Source organism: Bacillus solimangrovi (genome assembly GCF_001742425.1).
In the GTDB taxonomy this organism is placed as follows: domain Bacteria; phylum Bacillota; class Bacilli; order Bacillales; family Bacillaceae_N; genus Bacillus_AV; species Bacillus_AV solimangrovi.
Window position 1 is genome coordinate 1 of record NZ_MJEH01000021.1, and the last position, 26,809, is coordinate 26,809.

Below are 26,809 nucleotides of genomic sequence, written 5' to 3' on the forward strand. Positions count from 1 at the left end.
GAATGGACAGGTCTTATGTAAATTCAAATGCACAACATCAAATCCCATATCTCCAGGACGAGCTTTTCCTAATACTGCATTCAAGTTCGCACCATCATAATAAAGTTTTCCACCTGCATCGTGCACTATTGCTGCCATCTCAAGTATATGTTCTTCAAATAAACCTAGCGTATTTGGATTTGTTAACATAAGTGCAGCTGTATCATCACCAACAACACGTTTTAAATCCTCTAAATCTACTAATCCATTTTCATCTGATTTCACTGTAACCGAGTCAAAACCAGCTACCGTTGCAGATGCCGGGTTCGTACCGTGCGCTGAATCTGGAACGATTACTTTCGTACGATTATTATCACCATTCGCTTCATGGAAAGCACGAATTAACATAAGACCTGTCCATTCACCATGGGCTCCAGCAGCAGGTTGCAGTGTAACTTCATCCATACCTGTAATTTCTGCAAGTGATGTTTGCAACTCATACATCATCTCAAGTGAACCTTGTACAGTTCTCTCATCTTGCTCAGGATGTACATGCGCAAACCCTTTAAAACGGGCAACATCTTCATTTACTTTCGGATTATATTTCATCGTACAGGAACCAAGTGGATAAAATCCTGAATCAACACCGTGATTTCGCTGTGATAATGCAGTATAATGGCGCATTAATTGCAATTCCGATACTTCTGGCAACTCTGCTGCTTTTTTACGAACGTAACCTTCTGGAAGGACTTCATTTACATCAATTTTTGGTACATCACAAATAGGCAAACTGTGCGCACTACGCCCAGCAGTACTTCGTTCAAAAATAAGTGGTTGGTCTTTTTTATTCATGAATATCCCCCAGTTCCTTCACGAAAGAATCAATTTCTTCTTTTGTTCTTAATTCAGTAACAGCAACAAGCATATATCGGTTATACTCAGGATTTACTTTACCTAAGTCATACCCACCTATTATCCCTTTTTCAAGCAAGAGTTCATTAACTCTACTTACAGGGATTTGGCACTCAACGACAAACTCATTGAACATCGCACCATCAAACATGACTTTTATTCCATATTTTTCACACGCTTGTTTCGCATAATGAGCTTTATGGAAGTTTTGCGTTGCCATTTCAATTAATCCTTCTTTACCAATTGCACTCATAGCAACAGATGACGCTAGAGCATTCAGTGCTTGGTTTGAACAAATATTTGAAGTAGCCTTATCACGACGTATGTGTTGCTCACGTGCTTGAAGTGTCAAAACAAATCCACGTTGACCGTCTTCATCTGTCGTTTGACCAACAAGACGTCCCGGTACTTTTCTCATTAACTTTTTCGTCGTAGCAAAATAACCACAATGTGGACCTCCATATTGTGCTGGTATTCCAAATACTTGTGTATCACCAACAACGATATCTGCTCCAAACTCACCAGGTGGCGTTAACATTCCAAGTGATAACGGATTACTCGAAACAACGAACATCGATTTTTCGCGATGAACAATTTCCTCAATCTCTTTTAATGGTTCAATTCTACCGAAGAAATTTGGATATTGAACCATAACACAAGCAACCTCGCTCGTCATTAAATTATCTAATTCCTCTATATCTACAATACCATCTTTAGATGGTATTTCTACTACATCAAGGCGTTGACCCTCTGCATAAGTTTGAAGTACATCACGTGTCATAGGGTGTACTGATTCTGAGACGAAGATCTTTTTCTTACGAGTGTGAGCTGCACTTAGCATTGCTGCTTCTGCAAGTGAAGTCCCACCATCATACATAGATGAATTTGCAACATCCATTCCCGTTAACTCACTGATCATTGTTTGAAATTCAAAGATTGCCTGTAACTCACCTTGTGAAATTTCAGGTTGATATGGAGTGTATGCTGTATAAAATTCTGAGCGTGAAATAACGTGATCAACGACAGAAGGGATATAATGGTCATATACTCCCGCCCCAAGAAAAGACACATAATCTTTCGTATTGATATTTTTCGATGCTAAGGTAGATAACTCTTCAAGTAGCTCAGGCTCACGTACTGCTTCTTTAATTTTCAACTCTCTATTAAACCGTACCTCTTCTGGAATATCTTCAAATAACTCATCAATTGAATCAACACCAATAACATCAAGCATTTGTTTTTGATCTTCTTCTGTCATCGGTAAATAACGATGTTTCATTACGTTTCCCCCTCTTAACCTCTCTTGTAAAATGGTGTCTTCACTACTTTTGCTTTAAGGCGCTTATTACGAATTTGTACTTCTACTTCTGTATCCAAAGCCGTATAGTCTATATCAAGTAACACAAGACCTATATTTTTCTTTAATGTTGGAGATTGAGTTCCTGTTGTTACGTGCCCCACTCTTTTCTCATCAATAAACACTTCATATCCAGTACGTGGAATACCACGATCAATCATTTCTATTCCAACAAGCTTTCTAGCTAGCCCTTCTTCTTTTTGTTTTAGAAGGGCTTCTTTTCCGATAAAATCGACTTCTTTATTTGTTTTTACTGCAAATCCAATCCCTGCTTCAAGTGGTGTAATTTCTTTTGTTAATTCTTGTCCATATAACGCTAGACGTGCCTCAAACCTCAATGTATCACGCGCTCCTAAACCAATTGGTTGAAGCCCAAATAGTTCACCGACTTCAAGCAAACTCTTCCATAACTTAGGTACATCAGCTGAATTGCAATATATTTCGAAGCCATCTTCACCTGTATATCCTGTTCTAGAAACGAGTGCTTCAATACCTTGAAGTTCTATATGATCAATAAATTCAAAGAAACCGATAGTCATTAGATTTGTATCTGTTAATAATTGCAAAACTTTTTCAGCATTTGGGCCTTGAAGAGCAATCTGCGCAATTACATCTGACACATTTTCAAGTACAACTTCACCATGTCTATGCTGCTCTAACCAATTGAAATCCTTCTCAATATTAGCTGCATTAACGACAAGTAAATAATCGTCATCACTTTTCTTATAAACGAGCAAGTCGTCCACTGTTCCACCATTCTCATAACACATTGCCGTATACAATGCTTTTCCATTGTTTAACTTAGAAAGGTCATTAGTTAACATCTTTTGTAAAAATGATTCACTATCCTTTCCTTTCACTTCAATTTCTCCCATGTGTGATACATCAAATAAACCAGCCTTCGTTCTTACTGCTTCATGTTCGTCCTTAATACTTGAAAACTGGACAGGCAATTCCCATCCACCAAAATCAATTAACTTCCCAGACTCTTTATATGTATGATAAAGCGGAGTCCTTTTTAACGAATTCATGAATATTCCCCCTATCAATTAATTAAATTGTTCGGATATAATATTATTTACATAATTTTTTTGTGATTTCAACATGAAATTTAGTTTAAAAAACTAAAAATGATAATAAACTTTAAATTCGTTACCTATGGTGGATTTAGAAAGTTTAAAATTGTCACACTGAAAAAACATTCAGTAAAATTAAACAATAAATACATAAACTTTATTCTAGAAAAAGATTAAGATCATTTTTACATCACAAAAAAAGGACAGAAAAGTGCTACATTACATGCAGCCCTCTCTGTCCCGGAACCTGAAAGTTTTTCACTTCATACTGAAGTAATTACCCCTTTGGTGGCTCAATTGTTTGAGCACTCTCCAGAGTTGCGTCAAATAAGAGTCTTTTTGCCTGAGAGATTCACGAACTCGTTTGCTCCTTCGGCGCTGTCAACACTAAAATTGCTACAGTCTCTCCCCTTATCATCATTCGCCAATATTTATTTAATAATCCATCAAGAGATATTTGCTAAAAATTATCTCCATACAACAAGTCTTTTTCATTCAACAAACCACACATCTTGAATAAATGCGTTCTTAATATAGAAAATTCTTTTTTAAAACTAGTTCAATAATATACATCCAAACTGTACATACTAAATTTACATTCTATCATCATCCTACACGATTTATTTCTTATCAGCAATAAGTAAATTTTAAATTAATGTTCGGTTATTGTAGTTTATAAGTAAAAAAATATCGTAAATTCCCTACAATTCTCACCAATTTAATAACTTACATAATAAAGTTCAATTCATTCCTCAATGAAAGGAGTTTTCATTCATGAGTGTAAGCATTATTTTTGATCGTTCATGGCAAGAAATATTACAAAATAAACTTACCAACGATGGGCCTTGGAGTTCTATTGAGAGTTATCAACTTACACATGAAGTGAATAGTCATTTGCTCGTTCCTTCATTTCATGGACTTCAAGCGCCTAAGTATCTCTCACAATTAACACCATTACCCCATCAATTAAAAACAGCACAAACAGTCATTGAGGATATGAATGGAAAAGCAATTCTTGCAGACGAAGTTGGACTCGGAAAAACCATTGAAGCGGGATTAATCCTAAAAGAGTATATGATTCGAGGCCTTGTAAAACGTGCACTTATACTTGTTCCAGCTTCACTCGTATCCCAATGGGAAAGCGAACTAAATCAAAAATTTTATATACCTGCCGTAGCCCAACGAAAAACGTACGTATGGGAACAATGTGATGTTGTTGTCTCCTCAATTGATACTGCAAAGCGGCAACCACATCGTGACATCGTACTCAAACAAGATTATGACCTTATCATCATTGATGAAGCACACAAGCTTAAAAATCATAAAACAAAAAACTATCAATTCGTTCAAGAATTAAAAAAGAAATATTGCTTACTACTAACAGCAACACCTGTTCAAAACCGTATTGAAGAAATTTTCAATCTTGTTTCACTTCTCAAACCAGGTTATCTCGGTACAATTGAACAATTTAATAGCAAGTATTCAAATAAAAATAAAGATATCCAAAACGACGAACGTCTCAAAGCATTAGTTAACAACGTAATGGTTCGAAATCGTCGTAAAGATACAAAGATGGATTGGCCAAAACGAATTGTCGAAACAGTTCCAATTGAGTTCAGTACAGAAGAGCGCAAACTGTACGATATGGTATCTGAAATGAAAAGGCATGGAGGATTCACTTTATTAACATTACAACGAGAAATTTGTTCAAGTAGAGAAGCTGCCTTCATGACATTACAGCAAATGCACAAAAAAGAACCACTTGCTTATTTTGATGAACTTACAGAACAAATTAATCGAATCGAAGTACATGCAAAAGCTGAAAAAGCACTTGAACTTATTCAGAAAATTAATGATAAAGTAATTGTATTTACCGAATACCGAGCTACCCAAATGTATTTACAATGGTACTTTGCTCAACATGGAATTTCATCCGTTCCATTTCGAGGAGGATTCAAACGGAGCAAAAAAGACTGGATGCGTCAATTATTTCAACACAATGCTCAAGTTTTAATAGCTACTGAAGCTGGCGGTGAAGGAATTAACTTACAATTTTGTCACCACATTATCAATTATGACCTACCTTGGAATCCCATGCGTGTTGAACAACGAATCGGTCGCATACACCGTTTAGGTCAAGAGAATGATGTACACATTTATAACTTCTCTATTGTCAATACAATAGAAGAGCATATCTTACACCTTCTTTATAACAAAATTCATTTATTTGAACGAGTAATAGGGGAACTTGATGAAATCCTTACGAAACTTGATTTTAATCATAATATTGAAAAGCATATTGAAGAAATTATAACGAACAGTGACTCAGATGGAGAAATCAAAATCAAAATGGAAAATCTCACCTCTTACATCCAGCTTGGAGAAGGTCTGTCATCTACATCTTCACAAGAACTATAAAGTGAAACTTCCATCAATTAGAGTTCATTCATACTCAACTTAAACTTCGTATACTATCCTATTTTTTTGAAGTAGGAGGATTCATTATTAGGAGGACTACAAATGCAACAAGTAGAAATACATCATTTTTTAAAACGGTACTTCACATCCACCAACTGTAACATACTAAATCAAACACCAGGGATGTTACAAGTTCAACTAACAATTGAAATGGATAAGCTCTTAATGAATCGTCCTTTTTATTGGCATTACCTTGAAAAAACCGGCGGGACACCAAACCCCATGCAACTAACACTTATTACTGATCAAACGAATTCTAATGAATATAAAGGTGAAGTCATTCATTTCGGCTCACCACGTTTGCATCAAATCTTTCGCTCTGTTCAGACATTGGGAGGTCACATTAGATTATTCGAAGATTTCATACCTACTAATGGAACTGCTCCCCTTCAGCCATGGCTTGGAATTAATGTAAAAATATCATATGAGGCAAATCAAAAAAAAGACGAAATCATTTCACTCGGATTAAACCTTATACACGGAGCAGTATTTACGAATTTTCAAGAGTTACTTTCTTCACTTCCCTTAACACCTGTCATTCCAGACTATTGCTTCACACTCAGCCCGCTTATCACTGTTAATAGTGGACTCAAACGAGTTGAACGTTTCATAGAAAACCATATCAATAGACAAGATCACTCATGGGCAACAGATGCTACAAATATTATGAACGAGCACCTTTCACTATTAGATGCATTCTATGAAGATGTTGAAGAAAAACCTGAAAGTTACTATTCCGAGCAAGCAGGTATAAAAGAAATGTATGAGCCGATTATACGAGTAAATATTGTTAATGGTGGACTGTTTTATTTGAGTCAACAAACATTGGTGAATTAAGGTGACCAGTAAAGTATTTTCTTCAACATTCTAAGTTAATTAATCGAGTCCTTTCCTTAAACATATCTGTATAACCTGTTATGGTAACTACTGTAACTTTCAATCCATAAACGTATAAATATTCAAGTTTTAATTGTGATCAACATCAATTCATAACAATATTCCAACAATATAATGAAAAGAAGGTGCTGGATTTTAGTCCAACACCTTCTACATGTAACTTATAAAAATATTGCTTATTATTCAGCTTTTTTCTTTTTATTAAACATCATTGAAACAGCAAAGGGCATCATACCAAAATAGCGATTCATTCGAGGTTGACGATTTTGCGATTTCTCATTTTTCAACCGCTTTCGTTCTTCTTTCGGTTGGTCCATGTAACTGACAATTTGCTGTGTTACGAACTTTACATAATCATTTGCAGACATGATTATTCACCACCACGACTGATTTATTATATTATTTAATATAACCGTCTTATCGTAACTTTATTCGATCAGCAATTTCCTTCACAATATCGTTGATACTTCGCTGCGTCGTGTCAATTTTTATATGTGACTCTTCATACCATTGCTTTCTCTCGTTCATTAACTTTCTTATATTTTCACGTTTTGTCCCATCAAGAAGTGGTCTTGATGTATCCTTCTCTAAACGCCTGAATATCTCATCCAAATCACAGTGCAAATATATCACTTGTCCATGTGTCTGCATGTATTGACGGTTAACACTTTGTATAATCATACCACCGCCTGTTGTAATAATAGCATTTTTTTCTGGCATCTCCTTTAAACATTCTCGTTCATATTTTCGAAAAGATTCTTCACCTTCTTCATTAAAAATATCTCGAATACTTTTATCTTTTTCTTTCTCTATCCATTCGTCTGTATCAATTACTGGAACACCAAGATATTTACCGAGTTCCTTACCAATTGTCGTCTTTCCAGATCCCATAAAACCAGTTAAATAAACCGCTAACACAATAAATTACTCCTCTCTCCATTCAACGAGCTCATTTGTACCTTGGTCGTATAATATAACGAATCCATCTTCTCTGCCACTACTTAATTGAAATTCAATATGAACACGTATAATTTCCTTATCTTCAATGTACACCGTTCCTTCAGCTATTCCGTGTGGATATGAGAAATTTTCCGTTAAATCATCAGACACCGTGTCTAAATGTTTTAGCCATTCTAAAACATCTGTTACAACAACTTGCCGTAAGCTCTCTACTTGTATTGAGGCTGATTGTTGATTTGTTATCAGTTTACCTACTCTTATCATTTCAACTTGATGAAGAATTAATAACGATATAAAAAAAAGGATAGAAATCGTTAATGGGTAAATGAACCCGTTTTTAACCAAATAAGCTCCTCTTTTCCAATATTCAATTAAATACACCCGTATTATAGACTAAGAAGGTACGTTCTACTTGCTCTCCCATTACATCTAGTACATTTATTGTTAAGGTTGTCGAAGTATGTGTATATGATACACTTTCGACATTTTGCAATAATACTTCATGCCCTAATCCGTTCACGCGTCTCCTTAAAGTTTCTCCATTCAATTCATACAATATTTCTTCCCCATCATAATTTAGCATAGTTAGCTTACTTCCTTGAATATGAATGAATTCAGCTTTGCGAATTTCAACTGCTGATTGTTCTAAAAAGAGGTTAGCTTTAAAAATAAAAGAAGAATTATCTTCGTCTAGTCCAGCGGTTACCTTCAGTAATAATGGCATCATCGCTATAATAACCATTAATATAAAAAGTGAAAATACACTCTCTAATAATGTAAATCCGTTCACGTTGTTACTTCTTGGCATAAATACACCTATCTTCAACAATTAAAAATTGATTTTGGTCAACCTCTACACATATCTCTAATAAGTCACCTTTATAATTAGTCGTTAATCTAGCTGAAATCCCACTTACATTCTCAAATGTTGTATGAGCTACTTTACCTGTTTCTACATATTCATAAAAAGCACTAGTTAATAAATGGATGCTTCTCTCAGTTAACTCATTTTCTAACTTCCTCTCTTGTACAGTTAAAATGATGGGATAATACATCGCTATTCCACCAACAAAAATATTAAATGCTACAAGAACCTCTAATAAAGAAAAACCCTCACACCTTCTTAACATAAAAACGTCCCTTTCCGAGCAATTGCACGAACTTATAACGGTCTTTCCTAATGAGAAAGTAGAAGCTGCCTGATTTGACTGCATTTCCATTATTTTTGTATGTTATAATTGGTTGCATTGTACCTACCTCAACAATAATATCATTAGAGTATCCACGTTCGAGTAACTTATTGTAATTGCAATCTCTAATAAAGTAAGCATGTTTTTCTGATTGGATATACGTATACACTGCGCAATTATGATTAATAGCATATGATTGAGCGTATAACAAATCTCGTTCAAATTGCTCTAAGAAAAACTCTGTTCGTTTTGTCTCAACTACGGATTGAAAAACTGTCAATGTTAATGAAGTCAAAACACTAACAATCATTAATACGATTAACATTTCTAGTAGAGTGAAGCCCTTCGCCTGTCTTAATATATATTTTTTATGGTGTTGCACTTGCACTAACCGACCCGTCTGATGTATCCAAAGTTAACACCTCTCCACCTGGACATATTTCCGTTTCGATATAACCTTGAGCTCTTAAGTCAGCAATACTATCGGGAAACTCTGAATGTTCAATTTCATAAGCTTGAACTTGAGCCTCAACTAACTTTACTAATGCCGAACACCCTTTATCTTTTACAACAGCGTTATGTTTCGTTATATTAGGAACGGTAATGAGTAGTAACGTTGAGATTATCATTAACACGATTAACATTTCTATTAACGTAAAACCTCTCTCATTCATTCTTTTCCTCCGATCAAATTTGTTTTCAAATGGTTTGCATTAAATCAAATATAGGCAACATCATTCCTAAATAAATCATAATGACAGTAACACCAATTGTTAGAAATAATAACGGTTGTACGATACGTAAAACGTTATTTGCATAGGTCTCTAGTTGTTCAAATACAATTTCACTGTAATCAAGCATTTCCTTCGCTACTGTCCCATTTGCTTGACCATGTAAAAGAACAATTGATGATTCACTCTCAAAATAAGGCATATGTTCAAGAGCTGTTGCTAACGAAAGTCCCTGTTCTAATGAACCCTTAAGTTCCAGTGATACTTCCTGAACAAATTTTGCATAAGTCTGTTTAAGTAACACCTCAAGGCTATCGTAAATTGATAATCCGCCATTTAATAAGCTACCTAGCTGAAGCATATATTGATGCGTTAGAAATAGTGAAAGAAAACGACGTACGAAAGGGAAGTTCATGAAGAAAGATAGTTGTTGTAGAAGTGGACGTGGATACAGATAGAAACGATACAACAAAAAGCAAATAAAAACTATAATAATTATGGTTATCATCATCCATTTAATGATTGTAGGTAAAAATGACACAAAACGAGTGAGTAGTGGCAGCTCATGACCAACAGATCCATATAACATTGAAAATTGTGGGAATAATAATATTTGCATAAAATATACCATTCCTACCAATAAAACGAGCAGCAATAATGGATAACGTAACATTTTTTGTAATCTTTGCTCGTATAGAAGTCGAGCATCTAACCATTTCGCTCCATTCTCAATTGCTACTATTAAGTTCCCTTGTTTTTCTGAGCTATATAAATAACTCGTAATGTATGATGAAAACCCTTTATTTTGTAATACTAAGTGGAATGGGTAGCCATTTTTTAATGATTCAACCCCCTCTTGAATACCTTTTTTTATATGTGGTTTTTGATAATGCATTAACAACATTAAAGCATTTGCAATCGAGTATCCTCTTTGTAGTAAAGTAGATAACTTGTTCAAAAAATCAGCTTGTTGTTTTACACTCCATTTGTTTCTATTTCTCCATAAAGCCACTAGACTCTATCGCCCCCTTAGCTATATACCCTAAAGCAAATGCCTTGCGTAATTGTTTAAAAAAACTGCAAATAGGTTCTCCAGTTTGTCCAGAATCAATCCCTCTAACTGCATGGGATAACTCTTCTTCAGTTAATATCTCAAAAATAGCCGTGCGATTAACGTTTTGCTCAGAATTACAACTATATGAACAATTTTTTAAACAATGTTTGCATTTGAGATTCACTAGTTGCTGAGCAGCTATACCAATTAGTGTTTGTTCCATATCAATTGCTGGTATACCTAACTCCCTCAACCGAAATAGAGCGTCTGAAGCTCGCTTTGTATGCAATGTACTTATTACAAGATGACCTGTATAAGCTGCACGAATTGCCATTTTTGCAGTTAATGTATTTCTTATTTCACCGATGACAAGTATATCTGGATCATAACGTAATGCAGCAATTATACCCTCTTCATATGATAAACCCGCTTTCTCATTAATCTGGATTTGTGTAAATTGCTCGCAATAACGCTCTACGGGATCCTCTAATGTTAAAATTTCACAATGTTGTTGTTCTAAAGCTACTTGTAGAAGGCTATACAAAGTCGTCGTTTTCCCAGATCCTGTAGGACCAGTTATCAAAAACAACCCGTTACTCTTTTGTAATAAACGTAATAGTTTATGACGATCATTTCGAAACACTGTCAAATTGCCCATAGAATAAGATTGGTGTTGAGGTATCACGCGAATAACAAGACCTTCTTGATTATTCACAGTTGGAAGAGTGGAAAAGCGCAGAAAAACTTTTTCATTACGAACCATTGTCATATAAGCACTACTTTGAGGACGACGGCATTCTCCAATGTCCATACCACTTAAGAACTTATATTGAGCAATCAATTTTTCAGCAAGTTCATTTGGAAGTTGTCGATGCTTTTGAAGCTTACCTGCTATGCGGAATGAAACAAACGTTTGTTGAGGAGAAGGGGTGAAATGAATATCAGAAGCGGATGAAAGTATTGCACTTTCAATTAGTGATGCGCTTAAGCTCGCAATCATCTTAAGATAACCACCTACTTTCATAGTATTTTATTGCAGTTATAATTATTCGACAATCTTCATCTTGTTCCTTCAACAATTTCAATAAAATAATCACCTTGAATGAAAAGTCTAATATATCGTTTGCAGTGTGACTATAGTGTTACAATTAAAAAGAATCGACATATAATAGGTACAAGGTGTCTTATTTATTAATGCTACTTTATACTTAAAGTTTCACATAAAAATTGTGAACTTAATGTGAAATTGTTGTATACTAAGTTGCATAGCTCTGTTTGGCATTATTTTTGAATAAAATGTGAACATTATATAACAAAAATTGTGAACAGTCTGTTAACCATTTCAATGTATTACAAACTCATATATAATTAAAATTAGCATAATATGACTAGGAGTGAAGAAGTTGGAACAAACTCTAAAAATTACCAATGTATTATCAGACCCAACTCGATATTCAATTTATCAATACATTACTAAAAAACATCAAGAAGTAACCGTTCAAGAAATAGCAGATGCATTTGAAATTCATCCAAATGTTGCAAGACTTCATTTATCAAAACTAGAAGATGTAAACATGCTTGTTTCAGAGACGAAAAAAACTGGCAAAGGTGGTCGTCCAAGTCGACTATATCGCTTGTCAGATGATGTCATTCAATTAAATTTCCCTTTTCGTGATTACCAATTACTATCTAAAATAGCAATGGATACTTTAATGTCTCTAGGTGATGTAGGTAAAAAAGCGCTCTTTGAGACAGGAAAACAATACGGGGTCGAAGTTATGAATCGTGAACTAAAACAACAAAACAGCTCATCAGAAGAAATTTCCTTTGATGAAAGTATTGAATTATTAAAGAATGCATCTGCAACACTTGGATTTTATCCCGATTTTTCATATAACGAATCAAAAACAAAAGTTAATTTCCAAATTCACAATTGTCCGTTTAAAGAAGTTGCAAAAGAAGAAAAATATGTGTGTGATATGCACTATGCATTTTTAAGCGGCATGTTCAATGTAATGTTTACGAATGCCCAACTAGTAGAAGAAGAGAACATGTTAAACGGGTGTGATTCTTGTAAATATCAAGTAATGGTCACAAAGTAATTCTTGACGACATTTACAAGCCGGTAAGTTGTACTATATAATAGTGACGTGTTTATATTATTATAACTGTAGTAAAGGAGGGAATATAGAATGAATAACATGTACCGCGTATTAGCGTTTTGGACTGGAATCTTCACAATCTTTTTCTACCTTGGTCACATGATTCAAACTGCCCTATTATTTTTAGGTATTACAGGTTTCTTCTTGGCTATTGGTGCCTTAAAACTTTCTGAGCGTACATATTTGTACATCTTTGGAGCATTTCTAACGTTGTTCTTTGCAGGTTTTACTTATTACACAACTTTCCAAATGGTCCCAGGAGCAGGTCACTAAATAAGAACAATTTATTAAGTAAACTCATTTCTTGAATAATAAAAAGACGATGAATAATCATCGTCTTTTTTACTTGTAATTCACAGATTATTAAAACTAAAAATCTATGCATACCATTTACAAGCTCATGGAGAAATCTATAAACGGCTGTGAACAAATTAATTACTAGCTTTAAGACACTAACATTTGAAATTAGACACAGCTGAACTTCGCAATTTGTTATATTAGTATAAAAAACGAAGCTAATATCTGTAATAATCCCACTTCTTTTATCTCATATAGAGTTAGGAAAAAAGTCACTATTAGTTCATTTTATAAATAATATTTGCTGTCCTTCTCTAGCATATCATCCATCTCCAATCCTATGAGCCCTTTCTTTTGTACAAGAACTTGAAAAGCAGAACCGAAACCTTCGCCCATTATGAACGAGCGAATTGCTCTGTTCTTTTTAGCCGTTTCTGAAAATGGATTAGGATCATAATTCTCTTGAAGCTCCTTTAATATACCTGCCTTTAACAAAAAATCATTCTGATCGAATGATGAAAGTAGCTCAAGATGCATATCTTGTGCAATTAAAATAAAAGGATCTAACTGAACATGCGTAGTAATATCCATTTCTCCTGGGTATTTTAATACATCTTCGATTAGCTCATGTTTATAATAACCCCTTAAACTACCATTTTTTCTAGCTGATTCTTGCCAGCTTTCTTTCCAATAACCATAATCAACGGTAAACATACACACATTATCAAACCATTCAGAACAAGAATGAATCACTTCTTCCATAGCTAGTGGGACCTCAATTCGTTGTCCTTCTTTTAATGGTGCAAAGTAATTTCCCACCCAATTGGTAATTTCTAAACGTTGACAAGGTTCCATTATCTCAGTTAATTCATCATCATTGATTGTTATAAATACTTCATTTAACTCCCCTTCTCTTTGTTCAACAACATGTACCGGAAGTGCATCAAATAGCTCATTTGAGAAGAAGACACCATTCAATCGTTGATGTTCTCTTTTTGCTTCATCTAAACTAGAATAAATGAGAACGTTCTCAAACCCTTGTAACATCTCAAATTGAATTTGACGGTGATGTGGACTTACTTCAATTAAAATGTATGTTAATTCACTGAATTTGTGAGCATAGTTATCATTCCAATAAGTAAGAAAGGCTTTAGCGAATTTCCCATCTCCACCTCCCATTTCGCATATAACTGGCTTCAATTTTGTTTTTTCAAAAAATCGGACAAAAATTTTCACAAACATTCTTGCAAAAATATCATGGACATGTACGCTTGTATAAAAGTCACCTTGTTTACCTAGCTTCCGCTCCCGTTTCATATAGTACCCTTTTTGCTCATGATAAAGGACAGTATTCATATATTCCTCATATGTAATTCGACAATGATTTGCTCTTCTTATTTGTTCACGTAATAAATTAAACACTCTTTCACCTTTTTCTTATTATCACTATTGACATAGTGATAAAACTATAATAAACTACTGTTATAGCTTTTAATTATCCCCATCCCATTTGAACAATTAACATACCCCCAAAGGACCTTTCTCATATATTGAGAGAGGTTCTTTCTTTCTCTCTTAATATTATGTCAATTATCAACAGATAATTGAGATTAAAAAATAATTAGTAGACAGTAATATAAAGTCCCACATAATGACCAAGTAGCGATGAGTATAAATACAATAAAACATCTCCTATATTTCAACTAAATGTTAAAATTGACAACTTAAAAAAAGCCACAATGTACTTGTGACTTTTAAAAACCATTCAAAAATGGATTACCATCCATCTCAGTTTGAACAGTTGTAATTGGGCCGTGTCCAGGAGCCACTGTTGTATCTTCGGCTAGTGACATTAACTTATCATGGATGCTATCAAGTAGCTGTTCATGTGAACCCTGTGGTAAATCCGTTCGACCAATACTCCGTGCAAACAGTGTATCACCAGCAAACACAACACCTGCTTCCTTCACATAAAAAGAAACACTTCCAGGTGAATGTCCTGGCGTTTCTAATACCTCAAACTTAATAGAATTAATTGTTAATGTCTGTTCTTTCACTAATAATTTATCTGCATTTTTTATCATGATAGGTTTATTTAACATAAAAAATTCGGATCCATTCAACGCTGGGTTGGATAGCCAATCTCGTTCTTTTTCATGTAAATAGACAGGTACTTTATACTTATTACGCACATCATCTACCGCACCGATATGATCAAAGTGTGCGTGTGTTAATAATACTGCCGAAACCATTAGCCCTTTAGAATCAAGCCACGCAAATAACTTTTCAGCTTCTCCTCCTGGATCAACAACAATAGCTTCATTTGAATCATTCCAAATCACATAGGCATTTGTTTGCAAAGGACCTAATGGAAGTTGTTCCCACTTTATCATTCTATCCCTCCATTGCACAATTTCAAATATTTACTTACACTTGAATTAACATTCTTTCATAATATTTATACCTTTACAAAGTATACCAAAGACCTTTAAAAATGAAAATCAAGGAGATCGGGAAAGATAATGAAAATTCTATATGCTGTCGAGACAACATCTGAACAACCTTGTAAAAGCCTGTGCTATGATCTAGGAGACCTCGTTCAAATATTTGATTCTTCAAATGGCTTCTATCTGACAAAACGATGGGATGATGCGGTAGTCTTACAAACTTACTTCACCGAACTTGAACAATTCATCTCGACACACATCATACTCTCCTGTCAATTGCATACGAAAACGTTACTTTTTGAGGATTATGGATTTCAAAGTACTGATGCAGATTATTTATTTTCGGAGGATATCGCTTTTTTTTCTATCATAAAAGGAACTTCTTCACAAAGAAAAATGGCGATTTTCCAAATAGAAGAGGACTTAATTGCAACGTTCAAAATAGATAATCAAATGTTTTATATCATTGATAACAAAAAAATTCCTCTTATCTACGGTTATTCATCTGCTTATGACATAGAAGTGTCATTTTTTGAACTCGACAAACTTCTCAAAAAAGATTAGAATGAGTAGTAAGTGCATTTATGTCTTTCTTACATAATATACTCGAATAGACAAATGCCATTTGTCGTCTATTGTGTAGAAACACTTAACGATAGGGAGGTTATCATTCATGGGTCTTGTAATTATCTTTACACTAGTGACAATTGTTGCAGCAATTGGAACGTTGCGTTCATTAGCTCGTAAGAATGCACTTGCAATCTTATTTGCAAGTGGCACAACACTAGTATTTGGTTGGTTCTCAGTAATGACTTTTATCGCAATCTTGGGAGGTCATGGTGTACCAGTACCAGCCCATTAATTCCATTCATTTCTTATAAACAGAAATGAACATGTCATGTATTGACTATGTACTAAAAGCCATTCTAACCTATTGAGGTTTGAATGGCTTTTTCTTTTACGCTTGTAAATGTTTATGTACACTTTCTAACTTATCGTTCATTGATCGTTTCAGATCACGACGGTCATCAATGCGTATATTAGTTGCAACACGTTGAATTCCCTGTTGGAAAGGTGCTTCATGAATTGCTTGTATAACTTGAAGTAAGTCTGATAATTCCCCTTCAATAATTGTATTCATCGGAGTTAATTGATAGTTAATTTTCCCTTCAACTTTATATTTTTCAAGAATCCTTTGGATATCTGCCACATATGTACTCACACTTGGAGTATCTGTTCCAATTGGAATAACCGTAACATCTACAATTGCCATTTGCTACACTCCCTTTCACGAATGAATGATAACCTATTCCTCGAAATCAAGCAACTGAATATTCTCATTGAAAAAACTTTTATACATTAAAGCTGTGATCATCATGGCACTTAAAGAGACAGCTGAAAAGATACTTAAAGAAATAACAAGTTGATATCGAATTGCATCAATGGGGCTTACACCCCCTAAGATAAGTCCTGTCATCATACCAGGCAATTGCACAAGCCCAATCGTTTTTAACCCATCAATATTTGGAATCATAGCGGCACGTAACGTTTTCCGAATAATTAGTTTAGATGCCTCTTTGGCTGATACTCCTAATGACAATGCAGCAAGTATCCGTCCTTTACTTTCTGAAAATTCATCTTTCATTCGATTTAAGGCTAATCCAATTGCAACCATACAATTTCCGATCACCATTCCACTCATCGGAATGACTTCTTCTGCTTTGAATGAAATCATATTAAATATTAACCATAATGATAGAACAAATACCTCAATTACAATCAATGTCAAAAACGTTTTTACACGCACATAGGGTAAGGACTTTCCTCGCCTCGAAGCATTTATACCTGCCACTGAAATCATCACAATTAACATAAATGTGATACCGAATAATGGGGGTAACGAGAAGAGGTATGTAAGTACATATCCAATTGCAAAAAGTTGAACACTACCTCTTAACGATGCCCATAATACATCTTTTTCAACTTTCAATGCATATAAATAAGAGAGAAGCATCGGAATGAATACAAACGTCATAAGAAATAACATTGATGTATTCGATATGGACGGAGTCAATTTGGTTCCCCCTTAATAAAATGTCGTAATAATTTAGTTTGAGGTGATGAAAATAGAGAAGTTGTATCGTTAACCTCTACAACACGTCCTCCACTCATAAATACTGTTTTTGTACCTAATCTTCTAGCCTGACTAAGGTCATGAGTTACCATTAATATCGTCTTATTTTGTTCTTTGACTAATTGCATAAGCATTCCTTCTATACTTTGAATTGTCCGCAGATCTAACGCACTCGTTGGTTCATCTAGTAATAATACATTAGGATTATTTGCTAATGTTCTCGCAAATGCAACTCGTTGCCTCTCTCCTCCAGACAAGTCTTCAACATTCCTAACTAAATAATCCTTAGGTAACTGTACCATCTCTATAAGACGTTCTTCCAAACCATTCTCATATTCATTATGATAGATTGGTCCATAGAGAAGATTCTCTCTCACGGTACCTGGAAACAAATTGGCCTGTTGAAAAACCATTCCTACTTCTTTCCGCAACTGTTGTATAGAATAGTCTAAGATCGATTGACTACGGTAATAAATCATGCCCTGATTCGGATCCTTAAGCCTATTCAATAAATACAACAAACTACTCTTACCTGCTCCAGATGGACCAATTAACGTTACAAAATCATTGTAATTAACTTGTAATCGAATATCTTCTAACCAATCAGTACATACATTATTTATTTCAAAAATTACATCAGACAATCTCACCCCTCCTCATTTTCTTTTTCTTCTGTTATTTATACTACTGAAAAACATATACGAAAAAATGGTAAAAAACTAGTACAAATCAAATCGATTTAATCAGCGATTAGAAATAGTAAATATATTTCTATTCACATATGCCGTCCACTCTATTCATAGCATTCCTCTAATAACCACTATAAAAACACAGAAGAAGCTGAGGTATCCCCAGCTTCCTTACATAAACAATGGAACTAATTGACCTGATTCAAAAATAATAACATTCTCTAGGCGATCTCCTACTATACACAAACTTCCATCGGGAGATACTTTCAGTGGTACATTTCTTTCAGAAACATGTATTACTTTTTCTTCCTGATCACGTAAAGAAAATGAAGTTAACTCAAAATCATTATCATACTTACTAATATTACCTGAATGGATTGGTCTAAAATAATAGAAAATCTCATTGTGAGAATCAAACGAATAATTCGGTATCCATTGTTGTTCTGAATATGTTTGTAGAACAGGAACAGTCATCTGAACGATTTCATTGAGTGTCATACTATCATAAAAAGTAAACTGAGCTAAATCATGTGATGGTCCAATTGATGAAAGTCCGAGTAAATAATGTGGAAAAGAAAATATTGCAAAAAAATCTTGCAATGTATGTTCAACTTCCATCGAATTAACATCGGTTATTATAACCGGCGCAGTAAAACTCTGTTCATCTTGGTACCAATTCAAGTAAGCAATATGATCATTATCAACCCACTGTACAAAAGGATTATCTACATCTATTGGTGTCAAATTACCAGTCACAATATTTACATGAAGAACAGAAAACGTCCAATCTTTCTCAAGAACACTAAGAATAAGTTCTTTATCTTTTAATGGATGCCACATCACTTGAACCCTGTCTACATAACCATCCCACCTGAAAAATTCTTCTCCTTCACGGTCAAGAATTTGCAAGAGTGTCTTCTGGTTTGTTTGAACAGACTGTACAGCGAAGAGTGTATTACTTTCGTTACTACTCACTTCAGAAATAAGATGTTCTGATGAGTAGAATAAATTACTCTTACCACTAAATAAATCATAAGTATAAATATTACTGAAGCTACCTTCCTGCCCTAGATATAAGACAGAGTCATTATCATACCAATCGACAACACCGTGAAAGCTTTGTCCTTCACTTTGATTCGGAATAATCGTTTTATTTGTAAAAAAACTTACAGAAATCTCTTCCTTTTCTTTAATTGATAATTTATGCGAAGCTGCCTCTTTTACAAGCTGAGCAGATGAACAACTAACCAACATTAAGAAACATAACATTAATAAAAACAACCGTACATGCAATCTCATCACCTCTAACAATCACCTACTATGATTAGAACTGTTGCATAAAAACAACGCAACTTTCGACACTGTTATTACTTCATATTCTTATAAATAGTTTCTTCTCAAATTAAAGATACAAAAAAAGTCATTTAATACTATTATTCTTTTTATTCACGTATATTTCCTCTTATGATATTATACTTCATATCTTTATAGTAAAAAAGCACCTCCAAAAGAGGTGCTTTTCTCACATATACATACTAGCTAAGAAAATTCCGATAGTCTCTTCATATATCTCATCGAACTGTGAAAGTGGAAGTGGATTAACACCTTTACCTAGTTCAACGGTATATCCTGGACGTTGCCAATCTTGAATAAACCAATCTTTATAACCAGCATAACTATCAACTGTCATGATTGGTACATAACCACTCACTCGTGAAAATTCATTCACAATTGTCTCTGCATACGGTGGCTCTAAATTCATAAAACCCCAATATATGACCTCCCCTTGCGTATGAAATGCGAGTACCCAATCAAAGTCACGCTTCCTCGTTAGATTAGCCATCGCTAATGACTCAGCTTCAGATAGTGGACTAGGACCTGGATAATCTCGAGGTCCAGGTGCCTGAGGTTTTCTTTCTTTTTCAATTTCCCATTGCGCTGGAAATTGATTATTCAAATCGACTCCTCGAATATTTGCTTTCCAACCGGAAAAATCCATTGAACCATCATTCATTTCAAGCACGCTTGAGCGATATGGTTCCTTTTCAGGTAAACCATTTATAACGAGGTCCACCCCATCAGGATTTACCATTGGGACAATGGATAGTAATACTTGTGAATAGAACGGTAACATATTAATCCCACGAATCGAGGATTGATTGGTAAGCGCCAATAAATAGTCATTTAAAAAGGTCATAATAATAGGCGTTGTAATCCATTCATTAGCATGAAACGAACCATTCCAGTGAACTTTTTTATCACCCGTACCTACCTGCAATTCAATCACCGGATTCTCTAAATATGTCTCCGTAAGCGCTCCTTTTTTCATGAAAGGATATATTTCAAGGAGCTGGTTGATTTCATCCATCATAATCTCAGAATTATATGGGCGATTTCCATTAACAATTGGCTGAACAACTCTTACTGGCACTTGAATGTATGAACCAACTTGTAATGCGTTTGGATTAACTCGTTGATTAACAAGCATTAGTGAATCAACGTGTAAATTGTACTTCTCAGCAATTTTATAAAACGTATCACCACTTTGAATTTGATAAGGCTCCAATATAAAACCAGGAATAGCCACTTCTTGACCGATCATTATTTGTTGAGGGTTTAATGTTGGGTTTGAATCACTAATTAAATTCAAAGGTATCTGAAACAACTGGCTATAATACCAGAAGGAATCACCTTGACGTAAGTATACTTTCATCTCTTCCCTCCTCATTAGCAAACTATTACATATATATGAGGGAATATAGGAAAACATAGCAACAATTTTTCTACTAGCTTCTAGATCCAAGGCTCATACCTTCAATAACCACTGACATTTAATTGTTATAAATTTCTCCTTAAACTTGTCAACTACTCATTGGTAGTAATAAAAGGTAAACATTAATAGGGGGTACTTTCAAACATACGAAGTAATCGTATATCGCTAGCTTGCGTGTGAGAAGCATAAATTGAGTTGGTTCATTCCTTCCCCTCACAAATCGACTTATGACTAAAACCTATTTCCATCTAAAGTTAAACGTATCTTAGAAGTTATGCTCTTCTCTAAACTTTTCAAAAAAAAGAATGGCCATGTATTAGCCATTCTCTTCTGTAAGATTATACTTTTTCTTTTGCAAGCCATGCCGAACCTATAACTCCGGCATCATTTCCTAATGTAGCAATCTCAAAATCCACACCTTCATTCACACGTGGCAATGCAAACGCTTTGAATTGTTTTCGAAGTAATTTAAGCAAAGGTTCACCGGCCATCGATACGCCTCCACCAATTACAATTTTTTCAGGGTTAATTGCATTTGATAAATTCGCAAGCACTAGCCCTAATACATGTGTCATTTGTTCAATGACACTGTTTGAAACTTGGTCACCTTTTTCAGCTAATTCAAATACTGCTTTAGCTGTGATTTTATCAAGTTCATTTAATTGACTATCAGGGTGTTCTTTCACAGCTTCTTCAGCAAGTCGCACAATACCTGTTGCAGATGCAAAAGATTCTAAACAACCTGACTTACCACAATTACAAGGAGCACCTCCACTAGTTTGAACAGTAATATGCCCAATCTCACCTGCCATACCATTAATACCATGAACAATGTTGCCATTAATAATAATTCCGCCACCAACACCTGTTCCTAGTGTCACACATAGAAGTTGCTTCGAACCATCTCCAGCACCTCTCCACATCTCACCAAGCGCAGCAACATTTGCATCGTTGTCAATGACAGCAGGAATTCCTAAAACTTCTTCTAATTTATCCTTTAATGGGTAATCACGCCACCCAATATTCACTGCTTGATAGACAAAACCTGTTTCCAAATCAATAAAACCAGGCGCCCCCATACCTAAACCACGTAAGCTTTCTTTCTTATTGTTTGTTTTAACCAGTTGTTCATCAATAGATTGAGCAATATGAGTAATAATCTGTTCACCATTGTTGCTTGTGTCTGTCGGGATAGACCACTTATGTACAATATTTCCTTCTTCAGAAACAAAGGCAAGTTTAGTAGATGTTCCCCCAAGATCTATACCTACATACAAGTTTTCATTCATTTCCCTTCACTCCTCAACATTTGCTTGTCACGTTCCTTAGCTGCTTCGTGGCGCAATAATAAGATCGCCATCTGATAATCTTTCGGATCAATCAGCTGGGACTTGTTCAGTTCTCGTATTTCTTGTTCCATCAATTCTAAATCAGCTAATCGATCACCGACATAAATAAAAGTTCCAAACTTCTTCAATAACTGCTGTATATCATAGATGGTTTCCAACTACAATTCCACCCTCTTAATATGTGATTTAAGTTAAAATCATTATATCACACTCATTTTACAGATTGGGAGGTAATCTATTAGAAACACAACTACTCCCTATTAGCTCTTAGATCCAAAAAAACGACTCCTTTCATTAGAAAGGAGTCACTTTGTATTACCTATCTGGATCTTGTGGATTGAGAAATCGTGGTCTTCGATTTTTAAGGGGCATCGGTGAACGCAATATGATATCTCGCATTGCACGTAGAGAAAACGGTATAAATGGCCAAAGGTAAGGAGTATTTAGAGATTTCATTCTCATCAAACTCAAAATCCAAATCGTTACCGCAATGACAAAACCATACACACCAAATATCCCTGTTACAAATAAGAGCACTAAGCGCACGAGTCGATTAGCAAGTCCCATCTCATAACTAGGTGTTGCAAATGTACCAATTGCCGCAATAGCAAAGTACAAAATAACCTCATACGAGAATAATCCAACTTCAACAGCAACTTGGCCAATCATTAATGCCGCAACAAGTCCCAAAGCTGTAGCTAGTGAAGAAGGAGTATGAATGGTTGCCATTCTTAGCATATCAATTCCTATTTCAATAATGAAAAATTGAATTAAAAGTGGAATTTCTCCCGAATCGGTAGGACCAATGAAATCTAAATTATCAGGCAACAGCTCAGGTTGAACAGCAAATAAATACCATATTGGTAATAAGAAAATAGACATCGCTACTGCTAAAAAACGTACAATCCTCAAATACGCTCCCACAATAGGCTTTTGTCGATATTCTTCTGCATGCTGTAAATGATGCCAAAATGTAGTTGGTGTAATTAAGACACTTGGTGATCCGTCAACCATAATTAAAATATGACCTTCAAATAAGTGTGAAGCCGCTGTATCTGGTCGTTCTGTATACCTCACGAGTGGATAAGGATTCCAATGTCTACCAAATAAAAACTCCTCAAGTGTTTTTTCCCCCATTGGTAAACCGTCAGTATCAATTTTATGTAATGAATTTTTTATCATTTTAACCGATTCAGGATCAGCGATATCTTCTATATAACTCACACATATGTCTGTTTTTGATCGTCTTCCAATTTGCATATATTCCATTCTTAAAGAACGATCACGCACCCGTCTTCTTGTAAGTGCAGTATTAAAAATTATCGTTTCAACAAATCCGTCACGAGCGCCACGTACAACTCGTTCAACATCTGGTTCAGACGGTCCTCGCACTGGATAAGTTCGTGCATCAATCATAATAACATGTTCGAGACCATCAATTACAAGTGCAGTCGGACCAGAAAGCACACCTTCAACAACCTTTTCTAAATCTTTTACTTTTTCGATTTCGACATAGGAAAGGTGTGTTTTCAATAATTTTTCTAAAGGATCAGGCTCTAAATCTCTCGGATGAAGCTGAGAAAGCAATTTCATTAAATAGTGTAAAATATCATCTTTTACAAACCCATCAATAAGAAACATCGCCATTTTACGTCCAGCATATTCAAGGTCTAGATTCACGACATCGAAGCTCTTCCCAACACCGAGTCGTTCTTTTAAATAGGCTACATTTTCATCTATAGAAGGTTTCACCAATACTTCTTTCGTATTCTTGGTCATCATGGTCCTCCTCAATTAGGAAATCCTAATTCCCATCATTAACCTATTTTCGTAAAATCATACTTTTTTCCTAAAATGAAAAGAATCATAATTAAAGGGACCTCAACATACAGTGAAACATAAGGATTGTCCAAAAGAGGTGGAAAATGTGAAGCGATGGCGCATATTTGCGTTCACTTTGATCAGTTTACTTACAGCAGTTGTTTATTTTTACATAACTATTAACCCCACATTAAAAGAGACGATGATCTACTTTCCGATAGATGAAACAATTTCTTTTGAAAATATACAAACGAGCCTATTATTGCTTGATGAAAAGGATGAAGATGAGTATGTTATCGACTGGAAGGTTTCATCAAAATCAAATCGAAATGTATATTTACGTCAAGATATTAGCCTACTCTTTTCCGATGGAAAGCTAATCGCAACGCTCGGGAAATGGAAAGAGAATACAAATATTCTTAGCCAAGAGAAGAAAATAAAAGGTGAAGATAGTAGTCACCTCAGTGCGTTATCCTTACATCACGCCGAGGCTCATTACCCGGACGATATCATTAAGGGACAACAATTAATGAGTTATGCACAACTATATATCATTGACTCACCCCTGCAACCACTCGAATCATTCTCAACGGCTTCAACAACCGCAGAAAAAGAGTGGAAAGAAACACTTGATCGTGCTACAGCACAAGCGCTGAAATATAGTTGGACACGTCTTATCGATACATATAACATACCAGTAAAGCAATATAAGCTTATTCCTTTAACAAGTCTTCACCAGTATACTGATAAACCGTTACCGAATAAGACAGTAGCAGAATCACAACGTATTCTCGGACAGCTTTGGGAAGGTTTGTACAAAAACTATTATCTAGGCATAAAAAAAGAGAATGGTACAACCATTAATCCAATCGGAAGTACCATTCCACTTATTTTATTTAATGACACACACCTAATCGTATTAATTGAGGATATCAACGGCGACCCAAATCAGCTTATTCAATATTATTGAGAACGATTAAGTTCATCTACTAGACGTTCGTATAAAGAATTATCCGGTGCAAGCTGCAATGCAGTTTGTGCCATCTTTTTTGCACTCTCTATATTGTTCATTTGTTTATAAATAAGAGACAAATTGTAATAAGCCTCATGAAAGTCATCTCGTTTTTCAATCGCTTGTTCAAAATGCTTTCTCGAATCAGTAAACATTTGTAATTCATATTCTGTTACTCCACGCCAAAAATATATTTCCGCAGGGACATCATCATTTTCATCCATAAAATACACTATTTCTTTATATGCCTGTTCAAAACGTTCCTCTTCAAACAATTGTTGCATTCTTAAACTTACTGTAATCGGATCTTGAGCTTGTACTGGAAAGTTATAACCGTACCAAACAATTCCAATTCCTAAACCAGCCGTCACAATTAATACAAGAGTTGAACGTGCTACCTTCCGTACTTGGGGCATCTGCACAATTGCCGAAGCAAGAAACCCACCAACAAGTCCACCAATATGTGCACTGTTATCTACTACTGGTACGACAAATCCGAAAACCAAATTAATAGCTAGCACTACAATCACATTCATCCCCATTGTTCGAAAAAATAATTGTGGTCGTAATACACCAAAATAAAGCAATGACCCGAAGAGACCAAAGATTGCACCAGAAGCCCCTGCTGACAATTGTGCATGTAATGCAAAACTAACTACCGCACCGGCAAAACCTGCTGTCAAGTAAATTAAAGTAAATCGAACACTACCATATATCCGTTCAACCGCTGTACCTAAATAATATAAGGCAAGTGTATTCATAAATAAATGTAAAAAGCCAATATGCAAAAAAACAGGCGTGATTAAACGCCACCACTCACCGTCTAATATACTTGGATTGTATTTCGCTCCATATTGAATTAACACTGCAGGATTTTCACTTCCACCAGCTAGCTCTAGCAACCCAAACATCATAATATTAATTGCAATAAAAATGTAAGTCATGAAGGGTTTCCCATTTGAAAACACTTGTCTCATTTGTTGATTTTGTGTTTCTCTCAACTGGTAAACATCATCGCGCAATGTAACAACAGTTTCATCATTTCCTTCAATCCATAATTTATAACTTGGTAAAGGAAGGTCTAATAGTTGAAATAATTTCTTTACCTGTTCATCACGATTCTCCGTATCAATCAAAATCGTGTCAATTTTCTGCTCACTTTCCACCATATGTTCCCAACTATCCACTGGAGGATATGTACTCACATAAACATTGAGTGCTTTTCCTTTACTACCAAACTGACTTCGCTTCACTTGTTTTATCTGCTTCTTGGTAAAATCAAAATCTTGCTTAATCCAATTTGCCCAATCAATATCTTGTCTTCTTAATCGGATTAACGTAGCATTAATACTTTCGGGTGATTGTAACCATACTTCACCACGTTGATCAATTTGAACAATTTGATACTCGTATGTGGCAATTAACTCTTTAACAAGATTCCAATACACTAAATTTTGCTCTGTGAAATTCAAGATTTATCACCAACCTTCG

The 26,809-nt window shown here is 35.0% G+C and carries 30 protein-coding genes and 1 riboswitch; of the genes, 7 read left to right on the forward strand and 23 right to left on the reverse strand.

The genetic code is table 11. From position 1 onward, the window contains the following. The 3 genes from gcvPB to gcvT form a co-directional block, all read right to left on the reverse strand. Positions 1 to 831 (reverse strand): aminomethyl-transferring glycine dehydrogenase subunit GcvPB (gene gcvPB, locus BFG57_RS08455; protein WP_139125095.1); only part of this gene is annotated, 831 nt, incomplete at its 3' end. Then, positions 824 to 2,170 carry an aminomethyl-transferring glycine dehydrogenase subunit GcvPA gene (gene gcvPA / locus BFG57_RS08460; protein WP_069717053.1) on the reverse strand — a complete coding sequence of 449 codons (1,347 nt, stop codon included), beginning with the start codon at positions 2,168 to 2,170 and terminating at the stop codon, positions 824 to 826. The genes gcvPB and gcvPA, both read right to left, overlap by 8 nt. A gap of 14 nt (positions 2,171 to 2,184) precedes the next feature. Then, complete coding sequence (gene gcvT / locus BFG57_RS08465) at positions 2,185 to 3,279, reverse strand: glycine cleavage system aminomethyltransferase GcvT (RefSeq protein WP_069717054.1); 1,095 nt, start codon at positions 3,277 to 3,279, stop codon at positions 2,185 to 2,187. Positions 3,280 to 3,645: 366 nt separating this feature from the next. Then, a riboswitch (glycine riboswitch) is annotated at positions 3,646 to 3,745 on the reverse strand. A gap of 353 nt (positions 3,746 to 4,098) precedes the next feature. Here gcvT and BFG57_RS08470 point away from each other — a divergent pair. After that, entirely contained in the window at positions 4,099 to 5,742 is a 1,644-nt protein-coding gene (locus BFG57_RS08470) for a DEAD/DEAH box helicase (protein ID WP_069717055.1), read from the forward strand. 102 nt (positions 5,743 to 5,844) lie between these two features. Next, positions 5,845 to 6,639, forward strand: a complete 795-nt coding sequence (locus tag BFG57_RS08475; RefSeq protein WP_069717056.1) for a YqhG family protein — start codon at positions 5,845 to 5,847, stop codon at positions 6,637 to 6,639. Positions 6,640 to 6,878: 239 nt separating this feature from the next. Here the strand turns inward: BFG57_RS08475 and BFG57_RS08480 are convergent, their stop codons facing one another. From BFG57_RS08480 to comGA, 9 genes are read right to left on the reverse strand one after another with little or no spacing between them, the layout of a single operon-like run. After that, on the reverse strand, positions 6,879 to 7,067 hold the full coding sequence (locus BFG57_RS08480) for a YqzE family protein (protein WP_069717057.1): 189 nt from the start codon (positions 7,065 to 7,067) through the stop codon (positions 6,879 to 6,881). Positions 7,068 to 7,116: 49 nt separating this feature from the next. After that, positions 7,117 to 7,617, reverse strand: coding sequence for a shikimate kinase (locus tag BFG57_RS08485; protein ID WP_069717058.1), 501 nt, complete (start codon positions 7,615 to 7,617; stop codon positions 7,117 to 7,119). Positions 7,618 to 7,623: 6 nt separating this feature from the next. Continuing rightward, positions 7,624 to 8,004, reverse strand: coding sequence for a competence type IV pilus minor pilin ComGG (gene comGG, locus BFG57_RS08490; RefSeq protein ID WP_069717059.1), 381 nt, complete (start codon positions 8,002 to 8,004; stop codon positions 7,624 to 7,626). Between the two features lie 22 nt (positions 8,005 to 8,026). Beyond that, on the reverse strand, positions 8,027 to 8,449 hold the full coding sequence (gene comGF, locus BFG57_RS08495) for a competence type IV pilus minor pilin ComGF (RefSeq protein WP_217627922.1): 423 nt from the start codon (positions 8,447 to 8,449) through the stop codon (positions 8,027 to 8,029). A 4-nt stretch (positions 8,450 to 8,453) separates the two neighbouring features. Continuing rightward, the gene (locus tag BFG57_RS08500; protein WP_069717061.1) at positions 8,454 to 8,789 is read right to left on the reverse strand and encodes a type II secretion system protein; all 336 of its coding nucleotides are present in this window, start codon (positions 8,787 to 8,789) and stop codon (positions 8,454 to 8,456) included. After that, positions 8,773 to 9,237 carry a competence type IV pilus minor pilin ComGD gene (comGD, locus tag BFG57_RS08505; RefSeq protein WP_069717062.1) on the reverse strand — a complete coding sequence of 155 codons (465 nt, stop codon included), beginning with the start codon at positions 9,235 to 9,237 and terminating at the stop codon, positions 8,773 to 8,775. Before comGD ends, BFG57_RS08500 begins: the two co-directional genes overlap by 17 nt. Next, the gene (comGC, locus tag BFG57_RS08510; protein ID WP_069717063.1) at positions 9,218 to 9,523 is read right to left on the reverse strand and encodes a competence type IV pilus major pilin ComGC; all 306 of its coding nucleotides are present in this window, start codon (positions 9,521 to 9,523) and stop codon (positions 9,218 to 9,220) included. Before comGC ends, comGD begins: the two co-directional genes overlap by 20 nt. 25 nt (positions 9,524 to 9,548) lie before the next feature. Then, positions 9,549 to 10,592 carry a competence type IV pilus assembly protein ComGB gene (gene comGB / locus BFG57_RS08515; protein WP_069717064.1) on the reverse strand — a complete coding sequence of 348 codons (1,044 nt, stop codon included), beginning with the start codon at positions 10,590 to 10,592 and terminating at the stop codon, positions 9,549 to 9,551. Continuing rightward, on the reverse strand, positions 10,573 to 11,634 hold the full coding sequence (gene comGA / locus BFG57_RS08520; protein WP_069717065.1) for a competence type IV pilus ATPase ComGA: 1,062 nt from the start codon (positions 11,632 to 11,634) through the stop codon (positions 10,573 to 10,575). Before comGA ends, comGB begins: the two co-directional genes overlap by 20 nt. A gap of 403 nt (positions 11,635 to 12,037) precedes the next feature. On the opposite strand from comGA, the gene BFG57_RS08525 reads away from it, so the two are divergent. Next, positions 12,038 to 12,736 carry a helix-turn-helix transcriptional regulator gene (locus BFG57_RS08525; RefSeq protein WP_069717066.1) on the forward strand — a complete coding sequence of 233 codons (699 nt, stop codon included), beginning with the start codon at positions 12,038 to 12,040 and terminating at the stop codon, positions 12,734 to 12,736. A gap of 90 nt (positions 12,737 to 12,826) precedes the next feature. Next, complete coding sequence (locus tag BFG57_RS08530; RefSeq protein ID WP_069717067.1) at positions 12,827 to 13,069, forward strand: DUF2626 family protein; 243 nt, start codon at positions 12,827 to 12,829, stop codon at positions 13,067 to 13,069. Positions 13,070 to 13,381: 312 nt separating this feature from the next. Here BFG57_RS08530 and BFG57_RS08535 read toward each other — a convergent pair whose 3' ends face one another. Together BFG57_RS08535 and BFG57_RS08540 are read right to left on the reverse strand one after the other, a co-directional pair. Continuing rightward, complete coding sequence (locus tag BFG57_RS08535; protein ID WP_069717068.1) at positions 13,382 to 14,515, reverse strand: class I SAM-dependent methyltransferase; 1,134 nt, start codon at positions 14,513 to 14,515, stop codon at positions 13,382 to 13,384. A gap of 332 nt (positions 14,516 to 14,847) precedes the next feature. Beyond that, positions 14,848 to 15,483 (reverse strand): MBL fold metallo-hydrolase, encoded by a 636-nt coding sequence (locus BFG57_RS08540; protein WP_069717099.1) that lies wholly within the window; start codon positions 15,481 to 15,483, stop codon positions 14,848 to 14,850. Positions 15,484 to 15,615: 132 nt separating this feature from the next. Here BFG57_RS08540 and BFG57_RS08545 point away from each other — a divergent pair, with 132 nt between their 5' ends. Together BFG57_RS08545 and BFG57_RS08550 are read left to right on the forward strand one after the other, a co-directional pair. After that, positions 15,616 to 16,104 (forward strand): hypothetical protein, encoded by a 489-nt coding sequence (locus BFG57_RS08545; RefSeq protein ID WP_069717069.1) that lies wholly within the window; start codon positions 15,616 to 15,618, stop codon positions 16,102 to 16,104. 109 nt (positions 16,105 to 16,213) lie between these two features. Continuing rightward, positions 16,214 to 16,402 (forward strand): DUF2759 domain-containing protein, encoded by a 189-nt coding sequence (locus tag BFG57_RS08550; protein ID WP_069717070.1) that lies wholly within the window; start codon positions 16,214 to 16,216, stop codon positions 16,400 to 16,402. Between the two features lie 96 nt (positions 16,403 to 16,498). Here BFG57_RS08550 and BFG57_RS08555 read toward each other — a convergent pair whose 3' ends face one another. The 8 genes from BFG57_RS08555 to BFG57_RS08590 all read right to left on the reverse strand — a co-directional run bounded on the left by BFG57_RS08555 (position 16,499) and on the right by BFG57_RS08590 (position 24,267). Next, positions 16,499 to 16,813 (reverse strand): MTH1187 family thiamine-binding protein, encoded by a 315-nt coding sequence (locus tag BFG57_RS08555; RefSeq protein ID WP_069717071.1) that lies wholly within the window; start codon positions 16,811 to 16,813, stop codon positions 16,499 to 16,501. 33 nt (positions 16,814 to 16,846) lie between these two features. Next, positions 16,847 to 17,614 carry an ABC transporter permease gene (locus tag BFG57_RS08560; RefSeq protein WP_083249143.1) on the reverse strand — a complete coding sequence of 256 codons (768 nt, stop codon included), beginning with the start codon at positions 17,612 to 17,614 and terminating at the stop codon, positions 16,847 to 16,849. Beyond that, positions 17,611 to 18,318: an ABC transporter ATP-binding protein gene (locus BFG57_RS08565; protein WP_069717072.1), complete on the reverse strand. Its 708-nt coding sequence runs from the start codon at positions 18,316 to 18,318 to the stop codon at positions 17,611 to 17,613. The genes BFG57_RS08560 and BFG57_RS08565 overlap by 4 nt, the downstream gene beginning before the upstream one ends. A gap of 216 nt (positions 18,319 to 18,534) precedes the next feature. Further along, positions 18,535 to 19,662 (reverse strand): YqgU-like beta propeller domain-containing protein, encoded by a 1,128-nt coding sequence (locus BFG57_RS08570; protein WP_342670292.1) that lies wholly within the window; start codon positions 19,660 to 19,662, stop codon positions 18,535 to 18,537. A 223-nt stretch (positions 19,663 to 19,885) separates the two neighbouring features. Next, positions 19,886 to 21,076: a M14 family metallopeptidase gene (locus tag BFG57_RS08575; RefSeq protein ID WP_069717074.1), complete on the reverse strand. Its 1,191-nt coding sequence runs from the start codon at positions 21,074 to 21,076 to the stop codon at positions 19,886 to 19,888. 398 nt (positions 21,077 to 21,474) lie between these two features. Continuing rightward, positions 21,475 to 22,425, reverse strand: a complete 951-nt coding sequence (locus tag BFG57_RS08580) for an ROK family glucokinase (RefSeq protein WP_069717075.1) — start codon at positions 22,423 to 22,425, stop codon at positions 21,475 to 21,477. Beyond that, a complete protein-coding gene (locus tag BFG57_RS08585) occupies positions 22,422 to 22,643 on the reverse strand; it encodes a YqgQ family protein (RefSeq protein WP_069717076.1) in 222 nt (73 codons plus the stop codon). The genes BFG57_RS08580 and BFG57_RS08585 overlap by 4 nt, the downstream gene beginning before the upstream one ends. Positions 22,644 to 22,800: 157 nt before the next feature. Continuing rightward, positions 22,801 to 24,267 carry a spore germination protein gene (locus BFG57_RS08590; RefSeq protein ID WP_425388487.1) on the reverse strand — a complete coding sequence of 489 codons (1,467 nt, stop codon included), beginning with the start codon at positions 24,265 to 24,267 and terminating at the stop codon, positions 22,801 to 22,803. Between the two features lie 145 nt (positions 24,268 to 24,412). On the opposite strand from BFG57_RS08590, the gene BFG57_RS08595 reads away from it, so the two are divergent. Further along, on the forward strand, positions 24,413 to 25,276 hold the full coding sequence (locus tag BFG57_RS08595) for a hypothetical protein (protein WP_083249144.1): 864 nt from the start codon (positions 24,413 to 24,415) through the stop codon (positions 25,274 to 25,276). Here the strand turns inward: BFG57_RS08595 and BFG57_RS08600 are convergent. After that, positions 25,270 to 26,790, reverse strand: a complete 1,521-nt coding sequence (locus tag BFG57_RS08600) for a rhomboid family intramembrane serine protease (RefSeq protein WP_069717078.1) — start codon at positions 26,788 to 26,790, stop codon at positions 25,270 to 25,272. The genes BFG57_RS08595 and BFG57_RS08600 overlap by 7 nt on opposite strands. Positions 26,791 to 26,809 lie beyond the last annotated feature (19 nt).

What these genes read in the sequence shown, in the direction of transcription:
- BFG57_RS08570 (WP_342670292.1), bottom strand. Translation starts at nt 19,662, where the DNA reads ATGAGATTGCATGTACGGTTGTTTTTATTAATGTTATGTTTCTTAATG.
- gcvPA (WP_069717053.1), bottom strand. Translation starts at nt 2,170, where the DNA reads ATGAAACATCGTTATTTACCGATGACAGAAGAAGATCAAAAACAAATG.
- BFG57_RS08545 (WP_069717069.1), top strand. Translation starts at nt 15,616, where the DNA reads ATGAAAATTCTATATGCTGTCGAGACAACATCTGAACAACCTTGTAAA.
- BFG57_RS08470 (WP_069717055.1), top strand. Translation starts at nt 4,099, where the DNA reads ATGAGTGTAAGCATTATTTTTGATCGTTCATGGCAAGAAATATTACAA.
- comGC (WP_069717063.1), bottom strand. Translation starts at nt 9,523, where the DNA reads ATGAATGAGAGAGGTTTTACGTTAATAGAAATGTTAATCGTGTTAATG.
- BFG57_RS08580 (WP_069717075.1), bottom strand. Translation starts at nt 22,425, where the DNA reads ATGAATGAAAACTTGTATGTAGGTATAGATCTTGGGGGAACATCTACT.
- BFG57_RS08480 (WP_069717057.1), bottom strand. Translation starts at nt 7,067, where the DNA reads ATGTCTGCAAATGATTATGTAAAGTTCGTAACACAGCAAATTGTCAGT.
- gcvT (WP_069717054.1), bottom strand. Translation starts at nt 3,279, where the DNA reads ATGAATTCGTTAAAAAGGACTCCGCTTTATCATACATATAAAGAGTCT.
- comGA (WP_069717065.1), bottom strand. Translation starts at nt 11,634, where the DNA reads ATGATTGCGAGCTTAAGCGCATCACTAATTGAAAGTGCAATACTTTCA.
- BFG57_RS08555 (WP_069717071.1), bottom strand. Translation starts at nt 16,813, where the DNA reads ATGGCAATTGTAGATGTTACGGTTATTCCAATTGGAACAGATACTCCA.
- BFG57_RS08590 (WP_425388487.1), bottom strand. Translation starts at nt 24,267, where the DNA reads ATGATGACCAAGAATACGAAAGAAGTATTGGTGAAACCTTCTATAGAT.
- BFG57_RS08550 (WP_069717070.1), top strand. Translation starts at nt 16,214, where the DNA reads ATGGGTCTTGTAATTATCTTTACACTAGTGACAATTGTTGCAGCAATT.
- BFG57_RS08530 (WP_069717067.1), top strand. Translation starts at nt 12,827, where the DNA reads ATGAATAACATGTACCGCGTATTAGCGTTTTGGACTGGAATCTTCACA.
- BFG57_RS08475 (WP_069717056.1), top strand. Translation starts at nt 5,845, where the DNA reads ATGCAACAAGTAGAAATACATCATTTTTTAAAACGGTACTTCACATCC.
- BFG57_RS08500 (WP_069717061.1), bottom strand. Translation starts at nt 8,789, where the DNA reads ATGTTAAGAAGGTGTGAGGGTTTTTCTTTATTAGAGGTTCTTGTAGCA.
- BFG57_RS08575 (WP_069717074.1), bottom strand. Translation starts at nt 21,076, where the DNA reads ATGAAAGTATACTTACGTCAAGGTGATTCCTTCTGGTATTATAGCCAG.